Raw genomic sequence first — 18,920 nt, 5'->3', positions numbered from 1 at the left:
GGCCGCAGTTTAGGCTGAGGTGGCGGGCACGAGCGAGTAAATTATCGTGCCGGCACCTGGAGCTTTGGTATCTTCAGACGCCGCCTTGAGCCCACCCTTCTCGGGGTTGTCGACAAACAAAACGATGTGCTCGGGGTTTTGCTCAACATAGCTGGCGTAGTTCAGAGCCTCGTTTAAGATCGATTTCTCAATCGTTGCGCCATTTTTTGCTAGAGATTCTAGCTGCAAGTGCTGGGGTCTACCAGGAAATGAAATCCGGCTGCGCATACGTGAGGCCACAGCGGTGGCGGTGCTGCGGTTGTCATCGCGTGGCGCTACTTGCCAGATGTTTTCGCTGCCAAAGATGTGTATAAATTCCTGGCTAGCTAGCGAGTTTACCTCGTCGTTAGGTGTACAGGCTATCAACTGCCCGAGGCCAGTGAGGTCGAGTTCTTCTTCGACGTATTCGGAGAGGATGTTAGCGCGTTTGGCATTCAGGCCATGGACGCGAGCACGGGCAACACGATCGTAGTTGGTATCTAGCAGGAGGACTGAATGGCCGTCGTCTTGCAGTGCTTTGGCTATCAAACGTGTCCAGTGAGCAGCGCCGGCAAACAAAACACCACGTGGATTTTTCGCCGCCAAACCAAGCCGTCTAGCAATGGGCGCAGCTAGTAGCCCGTAGAAGGTCACGGTGCCGATGATGACGATGAAGATCAGCGCTACCATGTGGTTAGCCTGCTCAGCGATGTGAGGTGATAGATGGCCAGCCTTAGCCGCGTGCTCCATCTCGAGGGCAAATACGGAGGTCACCGCTGCGGCGACGATGCCGCGTGGCGCCAGCGCCGCTAGAAATGCCTTTTCTGGCAAGCTGACCTTTTTAGAAAAGATGTTGGCGATAAAGACCGAAGCTGGACGAATGATAACGATGAGGAAAAATAGCAGGATCAAACCCGGGACAAGTACGGCATAGATACTAGCTGGAGCAATGCGCCCTGATAGAACTACAAAGAGCAGGGAAATAATCAGCACACGCAGGTTCTCTTTGAACTCGAGAATGTGTTTTACCGAGACCGATTTTTGGTTGGCCAAAGCAATGCCTAACACGGTGCTGGTGAGCAGGCCAGATTCTGGCTGGATTTCATTAGATGCAGAGAAGGCCACCGCATTTATAGCCAGTAGAACTACCGAGTGGAGGAAGTCTGGGATCAAGTGACGCTTGAGCATCTGCTCGATAAGTTTGGCCAAAATGACAGCCATCACACCGCCTACCAGAATGGTTTTTCCTAGCGAGATGAGGATGACTTTTTGCGCTTGGTCCGCATCGCCAGCGATCGCCGCTTGGAAGATCAAAACCGCAAGAATCGCGCCAATAGGATCCACCACGATGCCTTCCCATTTGACGATGTTACCCACCTTACGTGAGGGTTTGATGTGGCGCAGCAAGGGCGCTATCACCGTCGGGCCAGTGACCACTAAGATCGCCCCTAGCAAGCCGGCAACTCGCCAGTCGTAGCCGAGAATGTAATGAGTAACAGCTCCCGTTAGAATGAAGCTAACGACGACGGCAATGGTGCACAACCGCAGTACCGGTGTGCCGCTTTCCCTTAGGTCGGCAAATTTCAGCGTTAGTCCGCCTTCAAACAAAATCAACGAGACACACAAGCCGATGCCAGCGAGCAGCACGTCTTCGCGCAGGTAGGCATCGATAGATACCCCTGAGAAAAACTCCAGCGCGAAGCCAGAGATGAGCAATAGCAAGATAGACGGAAATCGAAACCGCCAGGCTAGCCATTGAGCGAGGATGCCAATGCCCAAAATGAGCGTGAGATAGGTGAGTGGTGCCATAATTACAGTGGGAGTATATTGGCTAGCCAGCTGGTATGTGAGCTGTCGTTAGGTGTCAATTTTGTCAACTTCCTAGCAAGGCATTGTTTGATTGCCTAGCTGACACCCGCGCTGGTATTAAGCATTAGCCATTAACTTTCGCTACTGTCCGTTAGCTTCGGCGCGCTAGTTGCTGGCATCACACGGCGCATTAGTTTTTTTAGCCCGCCTTCAGCGGCTTCTTGCTCGCTTTCAGCCTCACGCATTGCCTTTTCCCATGCGGGAGCAAATCCCGGCGCATCTTCACGCATCGCGCGCAGTGCTGATTCTATCAGCTGCAGCTGGCGCATTTCGGCGCGGCCTGGTTTCTGCTGTGCGACGTTCAAGTTAGACTTTAGGGTTTCATTCTGCTCGCGCATCTCGTCGAGCTGGCTCTGCAGCTGTTCGTTGCCTTTAGCATTGATTTTCAGCTGCGTATTGAGATGTGTCTGCAGCTCTTTATTGTCGGTTTCCACACGCTTCAGCTCAGATTTCAGCATCTTGACGTCTTTGCGCTGCAAGCGCCAAACCATCACCACCAGCCCAAGGCCAACCAATAGGCCCCAGACAAATGGCTGAGACATGATTTGTAAAAATAGATCCATGCCCAAAGCATAGTTCCACCGTTTTAAATGCCAAGGATGATATTTCAGCCAAAACCATCTCCCTCAGACCACTGCGTCTAATCTAGCTAGACGCATGATAAAGCTGAAGCTCTGGCGCCAAACGAACCGGAAGCTTGAATCCTGATTTGCTATCAAAATTCAGTTATTTAAGCTAACAATATGATGCGATTTGATGTTGTCCATCCTGCTAGGCCGATGCTAAACACTGTCTTGTAATATGCTGCAGAAAACTCGGTGGACTAAGTGGGGCACAATAGGGAGGACCTGAGCTGTTCAACTTCACCCTTTAATAAATGAATATAGAGATATTATGAAATTTAATCGATTTGACATGGATTGGTCAAACGTACTTATAGTGTCTGTTTTTATAGCCTACCTGTCTTATCAGGTAACACATACAGGTACGGCACGAGCTCAAAGCATCATACCGTATATGTTTATGCTGCCAGTTGCGATATGGACGCTCTCTGTATCTTGTTATCTTTTTTTCCTTAAGATGGAAATTACAAAAATCGATAATGGATTTCTCCTTAAGAAGAAGTTCATAATATCAAAAGAGTACAACTTTACTTCTCAAGCTGTGGTGGAGCTCGTTACTACTTGCAGTCCTGGGTATAGAAGTAATCGTTTTCTAGATGTTCAAGAAGGAGATAAAAAGCTAGAATTCGGAAATCAACTTAGTTCTAAAGCGCTTAAGAAGGCCTTCAATTATCTGAATTCGAATTATCGTTAGGAGTGGATATAAAGACAGACAATCTAATAAAGGTGATGTTGAAATTTGGATTACAGGTGTTATTTGTCATTTTCCTGATCGCTGTTCAGGGGTGTGAGAACAATCCTATTGAGGATCTTGATAAAGATATGCTTATAATCTCCGGTACTTCTATAGGCCCTTATTGCTTAGGGGATAAAGTATCCGGCCAGACGGAGTTTTTCTTTTATACAGAAGAGTCTGTCCGTATAGACGTGGGCCGCCGTGATATGATTAGAGCATTATACACGGAAAACGAAGCGTTTCATTTTAGTGACGACTATACCCCTATAGGCCATTCTTTTAAGAGTGTTAAAGAAAGATTTGGCAAAGGTAGATTTGATTCTGAGGGAGAGTTGTATGTTGGTACTCCGCTATACCTTTTTGAAGGTGTTTTTGTAACAATAGATAACGATAGGGTCAAAGGAGTTGGAGTATGGAGTTATGAATTCTAGGCATCTAGCTTGCTTACTCGCATATCACTAGACATACAAACTGTGGTGGATAATTTTTGCAAATAGCTCAATTTGAGTTATCTGTAGGGATTATGGCTACAGCTAGATATCTCTCTCCATATCGAAAACACCGATCGGCGGTGTACCATTGCATTTCGCGTGTGGTGGATCGGCGATTTATTTTAGGTGATACTGAGCGTGAGCTATTTGTTGGACTCATGCGTAATTGTGAGACCTTCTATGGCGTCAAAATTCTCAGCTATTGCATATCACTAGACATACAAACTGTGGCCAATAATTTTTGCAAATAGCTCAATTTGAGTTATCTGTAGGGATTATGGCTACAGCTAGATATCTCTCTCCATATCGAAAACACCGCTCGGCGGTTTACCATTGCATTTCGCGTGTGGTGGATCGGCGATTTATTTTGGGTGATACTGAGCGTGAGCTATTTGTTGGACTCATGCGTAATTGTGAGGCCTTCTATGGCGTCAAAATCCTCAGCTATTGTGTGATGTCGAACCATTTTCATCTGCTGGTCGAAGTGCCCAAGGAAGGTGAGGTGGAAATTAGCGATGATGAGTTTTTACGACGCGTGAAGGCGCTGTATTCACCCAGCTACTACGCCGAGGTGAAGCAGATATTTTATAACTTGCTAGAGACTGCTAGCCAAGATGCTGAAGGGAACACTAGTCGGGTTGCGGCGGATAACTTCAAGCGCCAATATACCAACCGGATGCACGATTTGGGCAACTTCATGAAGAGCCTAAAGCAGCGGTTCAGTCGCTGGTACAATAGGCATAACAACCGAGACGGCTACCTGTGGAGCGGTCGATATACCAGCGTGCTCGTGCAAGCCGGTTATGTAGCTAGAATCATGTCGACCTACATTGATCTTAATCCCGTTAGAGCGGGCATGGTAGAGAAACCAGAGGACTATCGATGGTGTAGTTATGGCGCCGCTCTAGCTGGAGATAAACGCGCGCGCCGTGGGTTATGTCGTGTGCTCTGGCTGAAAGATGAAATGCCTAACTCAGCGGCAGAAAACCAGCCGTGGGATGAAGAAAATGCCCGGCATTACTGGACGGATGGCTGCGCTGAACGTTACCGCGTGCTGTTATATACCGATGCTGAGCAGACATTCAAAGACATCATGACCCGCGATGGCCAGTGGGTGAAATCTCAAGTTAGAAAGGGAATCAGGAAAGACGAAATCGAGAAAGTGGCTGAAGCTAACGGCCAGGTGAACATGGCCTATCTGCTGCGGCACAAAGTCCGCCACTTCAGCGATGGCATGGCGATAGGGAGTCAATCATTTCTCAATGAGGTGTTCCAACAGACGAAGGAATGGTTCGGTGAAAAACGTAAATCTGGCGCTCGTAAGATGAAGTCAAAGCACTGGAGCCAATCACCCAAAGAGGTCTGCGCCATGCGCGATCTCCAGCAGGAACCGCCACTGCCAAACGAACTGGAGTGAGCCAGCTAGCTGGATTTCTCAGCCTCATTTGATAAATCCGACTGGCCCAACAAATCGACATTAAGAAAAGCAGTTCTATCCGCCTGTCGCTGGAGAACTGTGTTTTTGTTGGCAGCAAAGTCAGCTTGAAACTGACTGAAATGACGTTCAATGATCCCAGTTATAAAATTTAGTAACGTCTTGAAGCCCAGTTGGCCAGTAATCCAGCCAGCTGGAATGTTAAATTTTGAATTGCTATCTAAATTCAGTAATTTTGGCTAACAAATAGATGCGATTAAATCTTGCATGAGCCGCTAGTCTATTGATAAATCTGTCTTGTGATATGTTAGTTTTTAACTACAGGAACATTATAAAAAATGAAGTTGATACCTATTTGCGGATGTGGGCTAATCTTATTTGTCAACAGCTCTTCAGTTTTGGCTGAGAGGAAAATAACGGACTCAATTGATATTGTAGCTATTCCTCCTAAAAAGCCTGTCCTAATAGGGGAAAGTGTCGCTCTGTACATAAAAATAAAAAATGAAGGTGATGATGTGATAGGGCGTCTCCCTAAAGGTGAATTTCGATTTGACGCACTAGGTAGGATCAGTCCAGTAATCCATAATCCATATACATACAGTATTAGAAAAACTTTGTATAGTGGATCAGATGGAGTCTACGAACTCAGGCAGAATAGATGGTGGAGTTTGAAAGATGTCAATCTTGCTTCAGCACAGAAATACAGACAGCTTCGTTCAGGTCAAGAATTGGTTTATAGAATAGATTTTGTTCCGTTTGAAAATGATCATAAGGACCTAGTTGATGATGTAGATTTCTGCCATGTAACCATTAAGTGGATGATTTCGAGTGATAAAACAGAACATTGGCAAGAGTTGAAAGTGAGTACGGTTATTTTTAAAGCTGACGGTCAAAAAGAATAAAGTAAATCACCTATATCACTAGATATATATCATTAGACATACAAACTGTGGTGAGTAATTTTTGCAAATAGCTCAACCTGAGTTATCTGTAGGGGTTATGGCTACAGCTAGATATCTCTCACCATATCGAAAACATCGCTCGGCGGTTTGGCATTGCATTTGACTCCGTTCCACTTCTCTTATGAGGAGTGGGACTTTTCCCTGCGGAAGTTAGGAGAGCAATGTCGACGAGTTAGGATCTGATCAGAGCTAGCTAACTCAGGTCAATAAACCACAGTTCATCTGACAAGCCTCACTTCATCATGGATGGAGTGGGGCTTTTTTATTTCAAATTACGATGGTGCGCGGGGGAGGTTAGGTGTTTTTAGTTGTCAGCTTTTGCTTGGTCTTGTTAGGGGAAGATGAGTTGGTCGGTGGCAAACCCTTTGGCTTTGGCTAGGTTGATGAGTTCGCTTTGCAGCTTGGCGTCGAGTTCGGGTGTGCGAGCTAGCAGCCAGAAGTAGTTTTTGTTGGGGCCGCTGATCAATGCGTATTGGTAGCCTTTGTGATCTAACTCGAAGATGATGTATGAACCGTAGAAAGGGCCAAAGAAAGAAACTTTGAGGTGACCGGTGGTGGGGTCGGCGACAAACTTGGCTTTGCCTTCAGCTTCTTGCCATTGTTGGGTTGCGGTTTTGAACCCTCGGTTGATGACTTTGACAGTGCCGTCAGGGTTTTGGCTATAGTTGGCGCTGATGTTTTCTAAACCACGCTCGAATGAATGGTCGAGGCGGGCGATTTCGTACCAAGTGCCAAGGTAGCGGTCGAGCTGGAACTGGCTGACTGGCTGGATGTCCGCTGGGGATTTGGTGGTGCACTGGCTAAGGGCAGTCAGGCTGATAGCTGAGGCTAACAATAGGGTGAGTTTACGAGTGATTTTTTGCATGACGGGCAATGTAGTTGAGGTGGGCGTCAGTGGTGCCGCAGCATCCACCGAGGACGCGCAGGCCAGCACGGTGGAGGTCGAGCATTTGCTCACCCCAGTCTGATAGGCTGTCTTGTTGGGTTTGTTTGGCGCCATCTAGCTGGCTTTGGTCTAGCGAGGATGAATTGGCCTGCATGCCTATCAGGCGGTGGGAAAGCGGGGAGCTTGGGTTTTCAGTTTGGTGGTCTGCTAGGGCTTGCTGGAGAAAGCTAGGGTAGGCGCAATTGACAAAATACGCTAGCGGTGGTCGGCTAACAGAGTTGTCGATTTGATCGATGGCGTCAGCTAAAGAATGGCCATCGAGGATGCGTCCATTGGGGCCGATGCAGAAGCTGAGGATGTAGGGTTTGTCTGTCTGGCTGATGGCGTGGGCAAGGCCAAGAGCCTCGCTCACTGCGGGCAATGTTTGAGCCATGAGGTAGTCCGCCTGAGTGGTGGCGAGCTGCTCAACCTGCCAGCGGTGGAATTTTTCCGCATCTGCGGCGGCGGGAGCATCTTGCGGTTGATAACAATCATTCTGCGGACCTATCAGCGCGCCGATTTTAATTTCTGGCTGAGCAGGGAACTCGGTACGCGTGCGTTCACGCAGCTGGATGAGGAAGTCAACCGCATCGCGGTTGACGGATTCTGGCAGACCAGCCAGCTGGATGCGCTGGGCATCGATGCGCCAGGTGGGAGCGGTGCTCATGATAGGCAGCAGGAAATCTCTAGCGACCTGGTAGTATTGGCGATGGATGTCTGCCATGAGCTCGGCGAGATTGTCGTCGTAGATGAATGGGGTATTAAAGACCATGGGATCTAGCTGGATGCCATCAAGACGCCGCAGTCGTTCGGCAATGGCGGCTTCGCCAAGGATGAGCGGATAGCTCGTTAGAAATGTCTGCATGGGCTGAAGATGGCACGGATTGATAGCTTCTCAACGATTTATTGAGGGGGATGTATTTGCTCGGCTTGCTTGGGTAATGCCAAAATTTGTATAACTAGGCTCGCAAATTCATTGCATATTAAACTGATCGTGTAAAAGTTTTACTCCAGTATGAAAATGAGAATAAAAAAAGCTGTTGAGACCTTCGCTCTGAGCCGCTTCAAATCTTCACTCGGGATGGTTGCGGCAGTAGCAACGATGGCAGCGCAGGCGGCTGATAAACCAAACTTTGTGTACATCATGTGTGATGACCTTGGCTACGGCGACATCCAGTGCCTGAACCCAGAGCGGGGGAAAATCGCCACGCCGCAGGTAGATGCGCTGGCTAAGAATGGCATGACCTTTACCGATGCTCACTCCGCCTCTGCGGTTTGCACGCCGTCACGTTACGCCTTACTAACGGGGCGATATTCTTGGCGCACAAAACTGCAAGCTGGGGTCTTTAGCTCAAACAAAGGTGGCCATGATAGCCTAATTAAAGAGGATATTCTGACCGTTCCCCAGCTGTTGAAACAAGCTGGCTATACCACAGCTGCGGTAGGTAAGTGGCACCTAGGCATTAGATATGAAGACGCTGAAGGCAATGCTGTAAGGACCGCAGATGATAGAACGACTTTTTCTCTTGGCGTGCCAGTGGGCACGATTATCCCTAATGGGCCGACGAGCCGTGGGTTCGATTATTTTTATGGCTTCCACCATGCCAAGAGCATGGACACTCTGATAGAAAATAACAAAGTGGTAGAAGAAACATCACATGCAAAGGTGCTCGATCTTTGTGCTGATAAAGCGGTGAGTTACTTAGCTGATAGGGGGAGTGATAAAGAGACACCATTTTTCTTATATGTGGCTTTAGGCGCGCCGCATTCGCCTATTGTGCCTTCAGATGTGTGGCAGGAAAAAGGGATTTCTCCGTATGCGGATTTTGTCATGCATACTGATGCGGTGGCTGGCAGAATCATCCAGGCTGTGGACGATAATGGCCTGCGCGAAAATACCATCGTTGTATTCACTGCTGACAATGGCTGCTCGGCTGCGCCAGCTAACTCGTCGAAGTTAGAATCAGAGTTTGGTCATTATTCTAGCGGCCCATTCCGTGGCTATAAAAGGCATATCTGGGAGGGGGGCCACCGCGTACCGTTCATCGTGCGCTGGCCAGCCAAGGTGGCAGCTGGAAGTACTTCTAGCGACCTGATAGGCTTAAACGATCTGATGGCGACTTGCGCTGAGATCACTGGAGTGGCAATGCCAGCTGGCGCAGGTCCTGATTCTATCAGCATGTTGCCGTCGCTAACTGGCGGTCATTCTAGCAGGCAGGATTTGATTCACCATTCATCTAGTGGGCGATTTGCGATTCGCAAAGGGAAATGGAAGCTCGCGCTGTGTGCTTATGACGGAAAATCAGCGCATCCAGATGCTGGGGCGCCAGAGTTTCAGCTCTACGATATGGAGGCTGATTTCAAAGAGGAAAATAATGTAGTTAGCCAGAATCCAGAAGTGGTGAAGCAGCTGGTAGATTTGATAGAGAAGCAAATCACATCGGGCCGCAGTACGGCGGGTGAGCCATTGACTAATGATATCGAGGTGGTGATCTACAAAGAGCGCGCAGAAAACATACCGGTGAAAAAAGCCAAAAAAAGTAAGAAGTCCAAAGCCGAAAAAGAATAAGGTCTAGGTTTTTAGGGCGTAAGTTTGCGCTCTGGTTCTTGTTTTTGAGCCCCAGCCAGCTTGGAGGGAATGGTGATTTTCATCTCTCTGAGCGAGGGTGGGGATTTTTTTTATTTGCATGTATTCGCAATTGATTATATATACATTCCATCAACGAAACGATTATGAATCAAGAAAAGCAGAAAATTGTGATTGTTGGCGGCGTCGCCGGAGGAGCTTCAGTAGCAGCGCGCGCACGCAGGTTAGCGGAAGATGCAGAGATCATCATGCTTGAGCGCGGGCCAGATGTGTCCTTTGCAAACTGTGGATTGCCCTATCACGTGGGAGGTGAGATTGAAGATAGAGATGCGCTGGCGGTGCAAACGCCAGCAAAACTCAAAGCGCTGTTGAATCTGGATGTGCGCACGGGCAGCGAGGTGGTGAATGTGCAGCCAGCTGAAAAATCAGTGACCGTGAGAACGCTAGAAGGCGAGTATGAGCTCAGCTATGATAAGTTAGTTCTGGCGCCGGGTGCATCACCGCTGCGTCCGCCGCTAGCTGGCATAGATGACGCTCGCGTCCTAACATTGCGCAACCTGCAAGATATGGACAGGCTGATTGATCATGTAGCGCAGCTGGATCACGTGACGATCATTGGTGCTGGATTTATTGGCTTAGAGGTGGCCGAGCAGTTGGTGCACATTGGTAAAAAAGTGACGGTGGTGGAGCTGCAGGAGCAAGTCTTACCACTGCTGGATGGTGAGATGACCAAGGGCATTGAAGAGACGATGTTAGCGAATGGCGTGGAGTTGATCCTAGGTGATGGGATTGCCTCCTTTGACCCGCAAGCTAATGAGTTGGTTGTGAAACTGAACTCAGGAAAAGAAGTGCGCACGGAGCTGGCTTTGCTATCTATCGGTGTGCGTCCGGAGAGTGAGCTGGCTGCAAATGCAGGGCTAGAGTTAGGCCCACGCGGACATATCCGGGTGAATGACTACATGCAGACGAGCGATGCGAATATCTACGCGGTTGGTGATGTGATTGAGTCAGCCAATCCTCTATCAGCTGATGCCGCAGGCTCTGATGCGTACAATGCGGTGCCGCTTGGTGGACCAGCTAACCGACAAGGTCGCACAGCTGCAGATCACATTGTGCTGGGGGAAAAAGCACAGGCTTATCCAGGAACTATCGGCACCGCTATCGTTAGAGTGTTTGATCAGGCAGCTGGCATTACAGGACTGTCTGAAAAACGTCTCAGCCAGCTGGGTGTGGATTTCAAATCTGTGCTGGTGCACGCGGACCATCACGCTGGCTATTATCCAGGAGCAGAGCGCTTGACGGTGAAAATCATGTGGGATCCAGAATCTGGCCGTCTGCTAGGTGGTGAAGCGTATGGTAAAGAAGGTGTGGATAAGCGGCTGGATGTGCTAGCTACTGCGCTGCGCGGGAAGCTAACGATTGACGATCTCACTCATCTGGAGCTGGCCTACGCACCGCCATTTGGCAGTGCTAAAGATCCAGTGAACATTGCAGGATTTGCCGCAGGTAATGTGATGGCTGGGCATGTGAAAACTCTCGCTAGCATCCCTACTGATGAGAGTGTGCAGATTGTAGACGTGAGGCCGGCTGCGATGGCTGCTGCTAGACCGGTGGCGAATGCGATTAACATCCCTATGGTTGAGCTGAGAAGCCGGCTTGGTGAGTTAGATGTCAACCGTCCGGTGGCGACGATTTGTGTGATTGGCAAAACCAGCTACATGGCGGCGCGTGTGCTCAGCCAGAATGGATTTGATGCCGCCAGCATCATGGGCGGCGTGACGCAGGCGCTTTGAAGAGTGAATGGAGATTAGAGAAGAGTGAGTTTTTTCATTCATTGAGCGAGGGGGAGGGCCGATGGTTTTCTCCCTTGTTTTTTGTTTTCAGTTTTCAGTTTTCAGTTTTCAGTTTTCAGTTTTCGAGCCTGATTGTTGGAGTTGGCTTGATAGGTTTGCTGGATTGTGGGGTGCTGTTTTGCCCTTTCAGGGCTTTGGTTTGGTGGTGGTTTGATTCCTAGGGCTGCGCCCTAGGCTAGGCTGTTTCGCTCCTTTGGAGCTGGGATGTCTGGTGCTGTTTCGCCCTTTCAGGGCTTTGGGTTGGTGGTGGTTTGATTCCTAGGGCTGCGCCCTAGGCTAGGCTGTTTTGCTCCTTTGGAGCTGGGATGTCGGGTGCTGTTTTGCCCTTTCAGGGCTTTGGATTGGTGGTGGTTTGGTTCCTAGGGCTGCGCCCTAGGCTAGGCTGTTTTGCTCCTTTGGAGCTGGGATGTCGGGTGCTGTTTCGCCCTTTCAGGGCTTTGGATTGGTGGTGGTTTGATTCCTAGGGCTGCGCCCTAGGCTAGGCTATTTTGCTCCTTTGGAGCTGGGATGTCGGGTGCTGTTTCGCCCTTTCAGGGCTTTGGNTTGGTGGTGGTTTGATTCCTAGGGCTGCGCCCTAGGCTAGGCTGTTTCGCTCCTTCGGAGCTGGGATGTCGGGGGCTGTTTCGCCCTTTCAGGGCTTTGGGTTGGTGGTGGTTTGATTCCTAGGGCTGCGCCCTAGGCTAGGCTGTTTCGCTCCTTTGGAGCTGGGATGTATGGGGCTGTTTCGCCCTTTCAGGGCTTTGGATTGGTGGTGGTTTGATTCCTAGGGCTGCGCCCTAGGCTAGGCTGTTTTGCTCCTTCGGAGCTGGAATGTATGGTGCTGTTTCGCCCTTTCAGGGCTTTGGGTTGGTGGTGGTTTGATTCCTAGGGCTGCGCCCTAGGCTAGGCTATTTTGCTCCTTTGGAGCTGGGATGTCGGGTGCTGTTTCGCCCTTTCAGGGCTTTGGGTTGGTGGTGGTTTGATTCCTAGGGCTGCGCCCTAGGCTAGGCTGTTTCGCTCCTTCGGAGCTGGGATGTTGGGGGCTGTTTTTCCCCTTTGAGGCTATAGATTTGCTGATGGGGCTCGCCTATGTGCCTTATGGTTAAGGGTTTGGGGTTTTGGGTTTGCTTGACGAATGGTAAAATTGGACTAGACTAGTCTGACTATGAAAAAGGTGGGATTATATGAAGCCAAGACCAATCTTTCGGCGCTGGTGGCAGAGCTGGAGGCAGGAGGAGGTGATATTTTGCTGACACGGCATGGCAAGGCGGTGGCGCAGCTTTCGCTGCCTAAAGTTCAGGTGAAACCAACGCGTGGCGCGCTGAAATCTAGCGCATTTGCGATGGCTGAGGATTTTGATGATATCGACGTTGGTTTTGCGGATTATTCGCAACTCGCGGATGATTTGCCGGTGGGCATGGTGGCTGAGGGACCGGCTCGTTATGACTAGCTGAGGAGATGGACTATTTACTAGATACCAACGCGCTGGTTTTCTTTTTGCAGGACTCGCCGCGGCTGCATAATGAGCTGGCTGAAATGATAGAGCGGGACGAGGCTGTGAATTATGTCTCGCTGGCTAGCTTGTGGGAGATTTCGCTAAAATTCAGTTTGGGGAAATTGCAGGTTGATTACGGCGACCACCCGGATTTGCCGGGATTATTGAGTTCGCTGGGGTTTGAGATTTTACCTATCAGCTGGCCAGCAATGCGCAGGGCTTCGTCGTTGCCGCGGTTGCATGGAGATCCATTTGACAGGTTGCTGGTAGCTGAGTGTCAGCTGCGCCAGTTGCCCATTATTTCTGCCGATAGCAAGCTGGACGGCTATGGCATCGAGCGGCTGTGGCGGTAGCAAATGGGTTCATGAGTGGTGATTTTTTTCCAGCTGGCTGGGTGGATGTGGCTGGTGGGAAATGATTCAGATCACGGTAGATAAAACGGTGGTTGGACGGCAGACGCTTAACGAGTACTGATTATAAAGATAGCTGATATCTGATTGATATTGAATTGCTGGAGATAATAAGCATTTGACCTTGTGGACGATTCATTGCAAATAGCGCTGTGGTACGGCCAAAGAGCCCTGCAATAGGGTTTACATTGCGCAAAATTGCGCTAAAAGCGCTGTCCGCAAAAATTTCAAGGCGAAAAATTATGGGGAAAAATCTTTATCAAAAAGTTTGGGATGCTCACCGCGTGAGCACGTTAGCTGATGGACGCACCCAGTTGTTTATTGGGACACACATGATTCACGAAGTAACTAGCCCGCAGGCATTTGGAATGCTGCGCGATCTAGATCTGACCGTGAAGTTTCCACATCGTACTTTTGCCACGGTTGATCACATCGTGCCAACAGATGACCAGTCACTGCCATTGAAGGATTCACTGGCTGACGCGATGTTGCGCGAGATCCGCAAAAATGCGGATGAGTTCGGAGTAACTTACTTCGATATCAGCTCTGGTAAGCAGGGCATCGTTCACGTGGTAGGACCAGAGCAGGGCATCACTCAGCCAGGCACAACGATTGTATGTGGTGATTCACACACAGCGACACACGGTGCTTTTGGTGCGATTGCTTTCGGCATCGGCACCACACAGGTACGCGACGTTTTGGCCACACAGACCATGGCGATCGAATCACTGAAAGTGCGCCGCATCAACGTGGACGGCGAGCTTCGCCCTGGTGTCTATGCCAAGGACGTAGCGCTGCACATCATCCGTCTGCTCGGTGCTAAAGGTGGCATCGGTTATGCATACGAATACAATGGTAGCTGGTTCAAGAACTCTACTATGGAAGAGCGCATGACTGTTTGTAACATGTCTATCGAAGGTGGTGCTCGCTGTGGTTATGTAAACCCAGACGAAACTACATTTGAGTTCCTTAAGGGACGTCCATACGCACCAGCTGACGCTGAGTGGGACACTGCTGTTGAGCGCTGGCTCGGCTACGCATCTGACGAAGATGCTGAGTACGACGACGTGGTAAACATCAACGCAGCTGACATCGAGCCAACCGTAACCTGGGGTATTTCTCCAGACCAAGGCATCGCGATCTCTGAAAGCATTCCTAGCATTGCTGACGGCGCTGATTCTGGTGAGCAAGCATCTATCAAAGAAGCTCTCGAGTACATGAAGCTGCCAGAAGGTCAGCCAATCGCAGGTACTCCAATCGACGTAGCCTTCATCGGCTCATGTACTAACGGTCGTATCTCTGACTTCCGCGAAGCCGCCAAATACCTCAAAGGTAAAAAGGTAGCTGAAGGTGTGAAAGCCATCGCTGTACCTGGCTCACAGATCACTGCGATCATGTGTGAAAAAGAAGGTCTCGACAAGGTGTTCACCGAAGCTGGTTTCGAATGGCGCGCCGCTGGCTGCTCCATGTGTCTGGCTATGAACCCAGATAAGTTAGTAGGTGACCAGCTCTGTGCATCATCTTCTAACCGTAACTTCAAAGGACGTCAGGGCTCAGCTACTGGCCGTACTGTACTCATGTCACCAGTGATGGTGGTAGCAGCTGCAGTGACAGGCACTATCGCTGATGCTCGCGAAGTTCTCTCAGCTTAATTTCTAGCTGAATCAATTGACTCTAAAATGATGCGCTGGTTCCTCATAGCATTTCTGCTCCCATGGCTTGGTCTATGGGCTGAGGAATCTGCGCCCATTGGCCAGCCTGAGGCGGTAGATCTAGATCAGTTAGCTCATCCAGTTCAGCCATTCTTGTGGGAAATCACAGGTGGTGAGTTAGAAAAAGCCAGCTATCTATTTGGCACCATCCACATGTCTGACGAGCGCGTGGTGAAACTTCATCCAGCAGCCAAAACTGCCTATGATGATGCCGACACCTTCGCTGCAGAAATTGACCTCAGTCTAGCAAACCAGCTGAAGATGTCGCAGGTTTTTGTCCGTCAGGATAAAAAACCACTCAAGTCGCTCATCGGCGAAGACCTCTATGACGCGGTCAATGTGGAGCTCAAGGCGATCAACCCTGGGCTAGACCTCAAGCCATTTGATACCTTCCAAGTTTGGGCATTGGCCATTACCTTGCCCATGCTCGAGGAACAACTCAAAGGCAAACCTGCCCTAGACCCACGACTGTGGGAACACGCCGGACGCTCAGGTAAAGAGCTCTGGGCATTAGAAACCATCGAGCAACAACTGGGTGGTATCAAAAGCCTCAATCTAGCTGAACAACAAATGTGGCTGTCCATTACCGTGGCTCAGCTCAAAGAAGCTAGAGAAGAAGGAGTGGAAGTGCTAGGTGAGCTGCGAGATGCCTATCTTGTTGGATCGGCAGAAGGTTTGTTAGCTATCATTGATACCCAGAGGTCAGAGCAAAAGCTAAGCCCGCAAGAACGCGCGCTAGAGGAGAAATTTCTCAAGCTAATGATAGATAAACGCAATGAGCAAATGGCGCAGAGCATTATCAACAAGCTAGAGAAAAATCCATCCAAGAGTCACTTCATTGCCGCTGGAACATTACATTTCCTCGGTGATCAAAAAATCCAAAAATTCCTGATCGAGGCCGGTTACACGGTGACTCGCATCACTCATTAACAATCTAAATAAGACATCCAATTATTATGGCTATTGAACCTATCAAAGCAGTAAAGGGAACTGGCGTATACGTTCCTGGAGCCGACATCGATACTGACCGTATCATTCCAGCTCGTTACCTCAAATGCGTGACATTCGACGATCTCGCAGAAGGTCTGTTCTACGACGTTCGCTTCGACCCAGAAACTGGCGAGCCAACTAACCACCCGCTTGACGACGAGCGATTCAAGGGCGCATCCGTGCTGCTCAGTGGTATCAACTTCGGCTGTGGCTCATCCCGTGAGCACGCACCTCAGTCCATCCTGCGCTTCGGCTTCAAAGGCATCATCGCAGAAAGCTTTGCTGAGATCTTCTTCGGTAACTCAACCGGCCTCGGCATGCCATGTGTTTGTGCTAGCCGCGCTGACATCGAAGCTATGGGCGCAGCTGTTGAAGCTGACCCTAGCGTGCAGATCGACATCGACCTAGAGAACCTCAAGGCTACATGTGGCGACACTAGCTACGACATCAGCATGCCTGAGTCAGCTCGCGAAGCGCTGCTCGCTGGCCGCTGGGATTCTATCGCTGAACTGCTCGAAAACGACGCCAAGATCGACGTTGTTGCTGAAGCTCTGCCATACGTCTAATCAGACTGGCTGATTATCAATTTAAAAATCCAGCTGCCGCAAGGTAGCTGGATTTTTTTGTTAAAGCTCATCAGCTAGAGATTTAACGGGCTGAAAGCCGATAAGAACCAAGCCTAGGGCTTCAGCCCTAGGTGGTGGTTAGGAAAGAGCCCGCGCCCTGAAAGGGAGCTAGAAAAGTTGATGCCCCCACTGCAATCAATCAATTATAGGGATTATGATTCGGCTAGTTGTCCATCCGGCTGAAAGCCGATAAGAACAAAGCCTAGGGCTTCAGCCCTAGGTGTAGTTAGGAAAAGAGCCCGCGCCCTGAAAGGGAGCTGGAAAAGTTGATGCCCCTTCTGCAAGCCCTCAATTTTAGGCATTATGATTCAGCTAGTTGTCCATCCGGCTGAAAGCCGATAAGAACCAAGCCTAGGGCTTCAGCCCTAGGTGTAGTTAGTAAAGAGCCCGCGCCCTGAAAGGGAGCTAGAAAAGTTGATTGCCCCCACAGCAAGTAATCAACTTTAGGGATTGTGATTTGGCTAGTTGTCCAGCCGGCTGAAAGCCGATAAGAACCAAGCCTAGGGCTTCAGCCCTAGGTGGTGGTTAGGAAAGAGCCCGCGCCCTGAAAGGGAGCTAGAAAGGATAGCTTATCCCCACAGGTAGCGCTCATCATGATGGACGTTATATTGTTCGAGAAATCGTCTCAGTTCATCTTTGAAAGTGATCGTCTGATGGTGAGATTTTTGTTTGATGATGTATTCTTTGGCTATTGCTAGGTCTTTGGCGGCAACGCTGAACCATGCATAGCCAGATTGCCAAGCGAAGATTTGTTGTCCCTGTTGGTGAAGCCAATGAGATGAATCGCCTTTTAGATGCTGCATGAAGTCGGTGTCGGCAATGCTTTTGGAAGTTCTAATCAACAGGTGGACGTGATCGGGCATGCCGTTGATTTGAATTGGGCTGGCGCCGAGGTGATTGCAGATTCCGCCGAGGTATTCGTAGAGTCTAGTTTCTAACTCAGGCTGAATCCACGGTCTCCTTTCTTTAGTAGAAAAGATAATGTGCGCATAGGCCTGATGGAGTGACTGAGGCATAGAATGTATAATCTATCAGATGAAGGTGAGTGCTGCAAGGTAGATCTGCGTGTTCTGGCGCCCTTTCAGGGCACGTATTCTTCGAATACATTGACCTAGGGCTGAAGCCCTAGGCTTTGTTCTTAGGGGCTTTCAGCCCATTACTTTAGTGCGATCTTTGAGCTCAGAGTTGTTGGGGGCAAGCTCATGACTTTACAGTGTCAGCTCTGAGCGTAGAACTGTCGAGGTGCAAGCGCTTGGTTAATTACTGGGCTTGATGGCTGTAGCCCTTAACTGCCTAGAGAGATGAATCTGGTGGCCATATTGGTTTACTTGTTGTGTGAAATTGCGATGTTTTTGTAATGGCTCTAGCTGCTTTGTTAGCATATCTGTGTTGGTGTGATAGAGATTGTTAAGGATGTATTTGGTTATGCTTTGAGGCCGTCGGGCCGTTACTTATTTGTCATCGGCGCGGGGCTTTTTCTGATGATGGATTTGGCTGTATTAGCTCCCTTATTTGGAGCCATCGCCATTTTCTTGTTGGCCTGTTATCTAGCGGCTACTTACGTGGAGCTCATTCAGCGCTCGGCTACTAGGGATCTGGATGCTCCAGCCTTCGCTGATATATCTAACTTGATGGCTGATGTGATTTCTCCAGCATTCCAGTTAGCCTTGGTTTATTTGCTAGCGTTTGGCGCCTACTTTTGGGCGCTATACACTGAGAGTCTACCTAGCATTGGCGTCTACGCGCTGTATGTCGTTGGCGCATTTTATTTTCCCATGGCTATGTTGGCTGTGGTTATCCTTGGCCAGTTGAGCGCAGCCAGTCCGCATATCGTTCTGCCTTCATTGTGGCGAGGTGGTAAAGTCTACCTGTGTTGTGTAGGGATGTTAGTTGGGCTCAAGTTGATAGAAATCCAGTTGTCTGCTGTATTAGATGGTATCTTCATATTGGGCAGTGTGATTTCCTCATTTGTTGCGATGTATGCCTTGATGACCAGTGCTCGCCTGCTAGGGGTGATCTATCGTGAACGCTCAGAAGAACTCGGATGGCTTTGATTTCTACTCTTGGCTAGATTTTCTGGCGCCCTTTCAGGGCGCGTACTCTTCGTGTGCATTGACCTAGGGCTGAAGCCCTAGGCTTTGTTCTTAGGGGCTTTCAGCCCATGGTTTTAGCTGTGTAAATGTTGAGTTGTATCGATGATGACTAGTTT

Annotated in this window: 16 protein-coding genes; 11 read left to right on the top strand and 5 right to left on the bottom strand. The window is 49.4% G+C overall.

The genetic code is table 11. From position 1 onward, the window contains the following. Positions 1-9 precede the first annotated feature (9 nt). Entirely contained in the window at positions 10-1,827 is a 1,818-nt protein-coding gene (locus tag JIN82_RS16755) for a cation:proton antiporter (RefSeq protein WP_200312823.1), read from the bottom strand. A gap of 131 nt (positions 1,828-1,958) precedes the next feature. Next, positions 1,959-2,450 (bottom strand): hypothetical protein, encoded by a 492-nt coding sequence (locus tag JIN82_RS16750; protein WP_200312822.1) that lies wholly within the window; start codon positions 2,448-2,450, stop codon positions 1,959-1,961. 756 nt (positions 2,451-3,206) lie between these two features. On the opposite strand from JIN82_RS16750, the gene JIN82_RS16745 reads away from it, so the two are divergent. The 3 genes from JIN82_RS16745 (at position 3,207) to JIN82_RS16735 (ending at position 6,074) form a co-directional block, all read left to right on the top strand. Then, positions 3,207-3,677 (top strand): hypothetical protein, encoded by a 471-nt coding sequence (locus tag JIN82_RS16745; protein WP_234042135.1) that lies wholly within the window; start codon positions 3,207-3,209, stop codon positions 3,675-3,677. A 337-nt stretch (positions 3,678-4,014) separates the two neighbouring features. After that, positions 4,015-5,154, top strand: coding sequence for a transposase (locus JIN82_RS16740; protein ID WP_200312820.1), 1,140 nt, complete (start codon positions 4,015-4,017; stop codon positions 5,152-5,154). 356 nt (positions 5,155-5,510) lie between these two features. Continuing rightward, positions 5,511-6,074: a hypothetical protein gene (locus tag JIN82_RS16735; RefSeq protein ID WP_200312819.1), complete on the top strand. Its 564-nt coding sequence runs from the start codon at positions 5,511-5,513 to the stop codon at positions 6,072-6,074. 391 nt (positions 6,075-6,465) lie between these two features. Here JIN82_RS16735 and JIN82_RS16730 read toward each other — a convergent pair whose 3' ends face one another. Both JIN82_RS16730 and JIN82_RS16725 read right to left on the bottom strand, forming a co-directional pair. Continuing rightward, entirely contained in the window at positions 6,466-6,999 is a 534-nt protein-coding gene (locus JIN82_RS16730) for a lipocalin family protein (RefSeq protein ID WP_200312818.1), read from the bottom strand. After that, complete coding sequence (locus tag JIN82_RS16725) at positions 6,980-7,924, bottom strand: homocysteine S-methyltransferase family protein (protein ID WP_200312817.1); 945 nt, start codon at positions 7,922-7,924, stop codon at positions 6,980-6,982. Before JIN82_RS16725 ends, JIN82_RS16730 begins: the two co-directional genes overlap by 20 nt. A 156-nt stretch (positions 7,925-8,080) precedes the next feature. Between JIN82_RS16725 and JIN82_RS16720 the strand changes: the two genes are divergently transcribed. The 7 genes from JIN82_RS16720 (at position 8,081) to leuD (ending at position 16,651) form a co-directional block, all read left to right on the top strand. After that, positions 8,081-9,628, top strand: coding sequence for a sulfatase family protein (locus tag JIN82_RS16720; RefSeq protein WP_234042134.1), 1,548 nt, complete (start codon positions 8,081-8,083; stop codon positions 9,626-9,628). Positions 9,629-9,792: 164 nt separating this feature from the next. Further along, positions 9,793-11,439, top strand: a complete 1,647-nt coding sequence (locus JIN82_RS16715; protein WP_200312816.1) for an FAD-dependent oxidoreductase — start codon at positions 9,793-9,795, stop codon at positions 11,437-11,439. A 1,204-nt stretch (positions 11,440-12,643) separates the two neighbouring features. Then, positions 12,644-12,928 carry a type II toxin-antitoxin system Phd/YefM family antitoxin gene (locus tag JIN82_RS16710; RefSeq protein ID WP_200312815.1) on the top strand — a complete coding sequence of 95 codons (285 nt, stop codon included), beginning with the start codon at positions 12,644-12,646 and terminating at the stop codon, positions 12,926-12,928. Between the two features lie 8 nt (positions 12,929-12,936). After that, on the top strand, positions 12,937-13,326 hold the full coding sequence (locus tag JIN82_RS16705) for a type II toxin-antitoxin system VapC family toxin (RefSeq protein WP_200312814.1): 390 nt from the start codon (positions 12,937-12,939) through the stop codon (positions 13,324-13,326). Between the two features lie 299 nt (positions 13,327-13,625). Then, a complete protein-coding gene (leuC, locus tag JIN82_RS16700; RefSeq protein ID WP_200312813.1) occupies positions 13,626-15,035 on the top strand; it encodes a 3-isopropylmalate dehydratase large subunit in 1,410 nt (469 codons plus the stop codon). Between the two features lie 27 nt (positions 15,036-15,062). After that, positions 15,063-16,025, top strand: coding sequence for a TraB/GumN family protein (locus JIN82_RS16695; protein ID WP_200312812.1), 963 nt, complete (start codon positions 15,063-15,065; stop codon positions 16,023-16,025). Positions 16,026-16,051: 26 nt separating this feature from the next. Next, positions 16,052-16,651, top strand: a complete 600-nt coding sequence (gene leuD, locus JIN82_RS16690) for a 3-isopropylmalate dehydratase small subunit (RefSeq protein WP_200312811.1) — start codon at positions 16,052-16,054, stop codon at positions 16,649-16,651. A 629-nt stretch (positions 16,652-17,280) separates the two neighbouring features. Here leuD and tnpA read toward each other — a convergent pair. Further along, positions 17,281-17,727, bottom strand: coding sequence for an IS200/IS605 family transposase (gene tnpA / locus JIN82_RS16685; RefSeq protein WP_200312810.1), 447 nt, complete (start codon positions 17,725-17,727; stop codon positions 17,281-17,283). A 378-nt stretch (positions 17,728-18,105) separates the two neighbouring features. Here tnpA and JIN82_RS16680 point away from each other — a divergent pair, with 378 nt between their 5' ends. Further along, positions 18,106-18,765 carry a hypothetical protein gene (locus tag JIN82_RS16680; protein WP_200312809.1) on the top strand — a complete coding sequence of 220 codons (660 nt, stop codon included), beginning with the start codon at positions 18,106-18,108 and terminating at the stop codon, positions 18,763-18,765. Positions 18,766-18,920: the final 155 nt, after the last annotated feature.

The sequence above is a fragment of the Persicirhabdus sediminis genome, from assembly GCF_016595495.1.
GTDB lineage: Bacteria > Verrucomicrobiota > Verrucomicrobiia > Verrucomicrobiales > Akkermansiaceae > Persicirhabdus > Persicirhabdus sediminis.
This window is presented reverse-complemented; position numbering and strand designations above follow the sequence as displayed.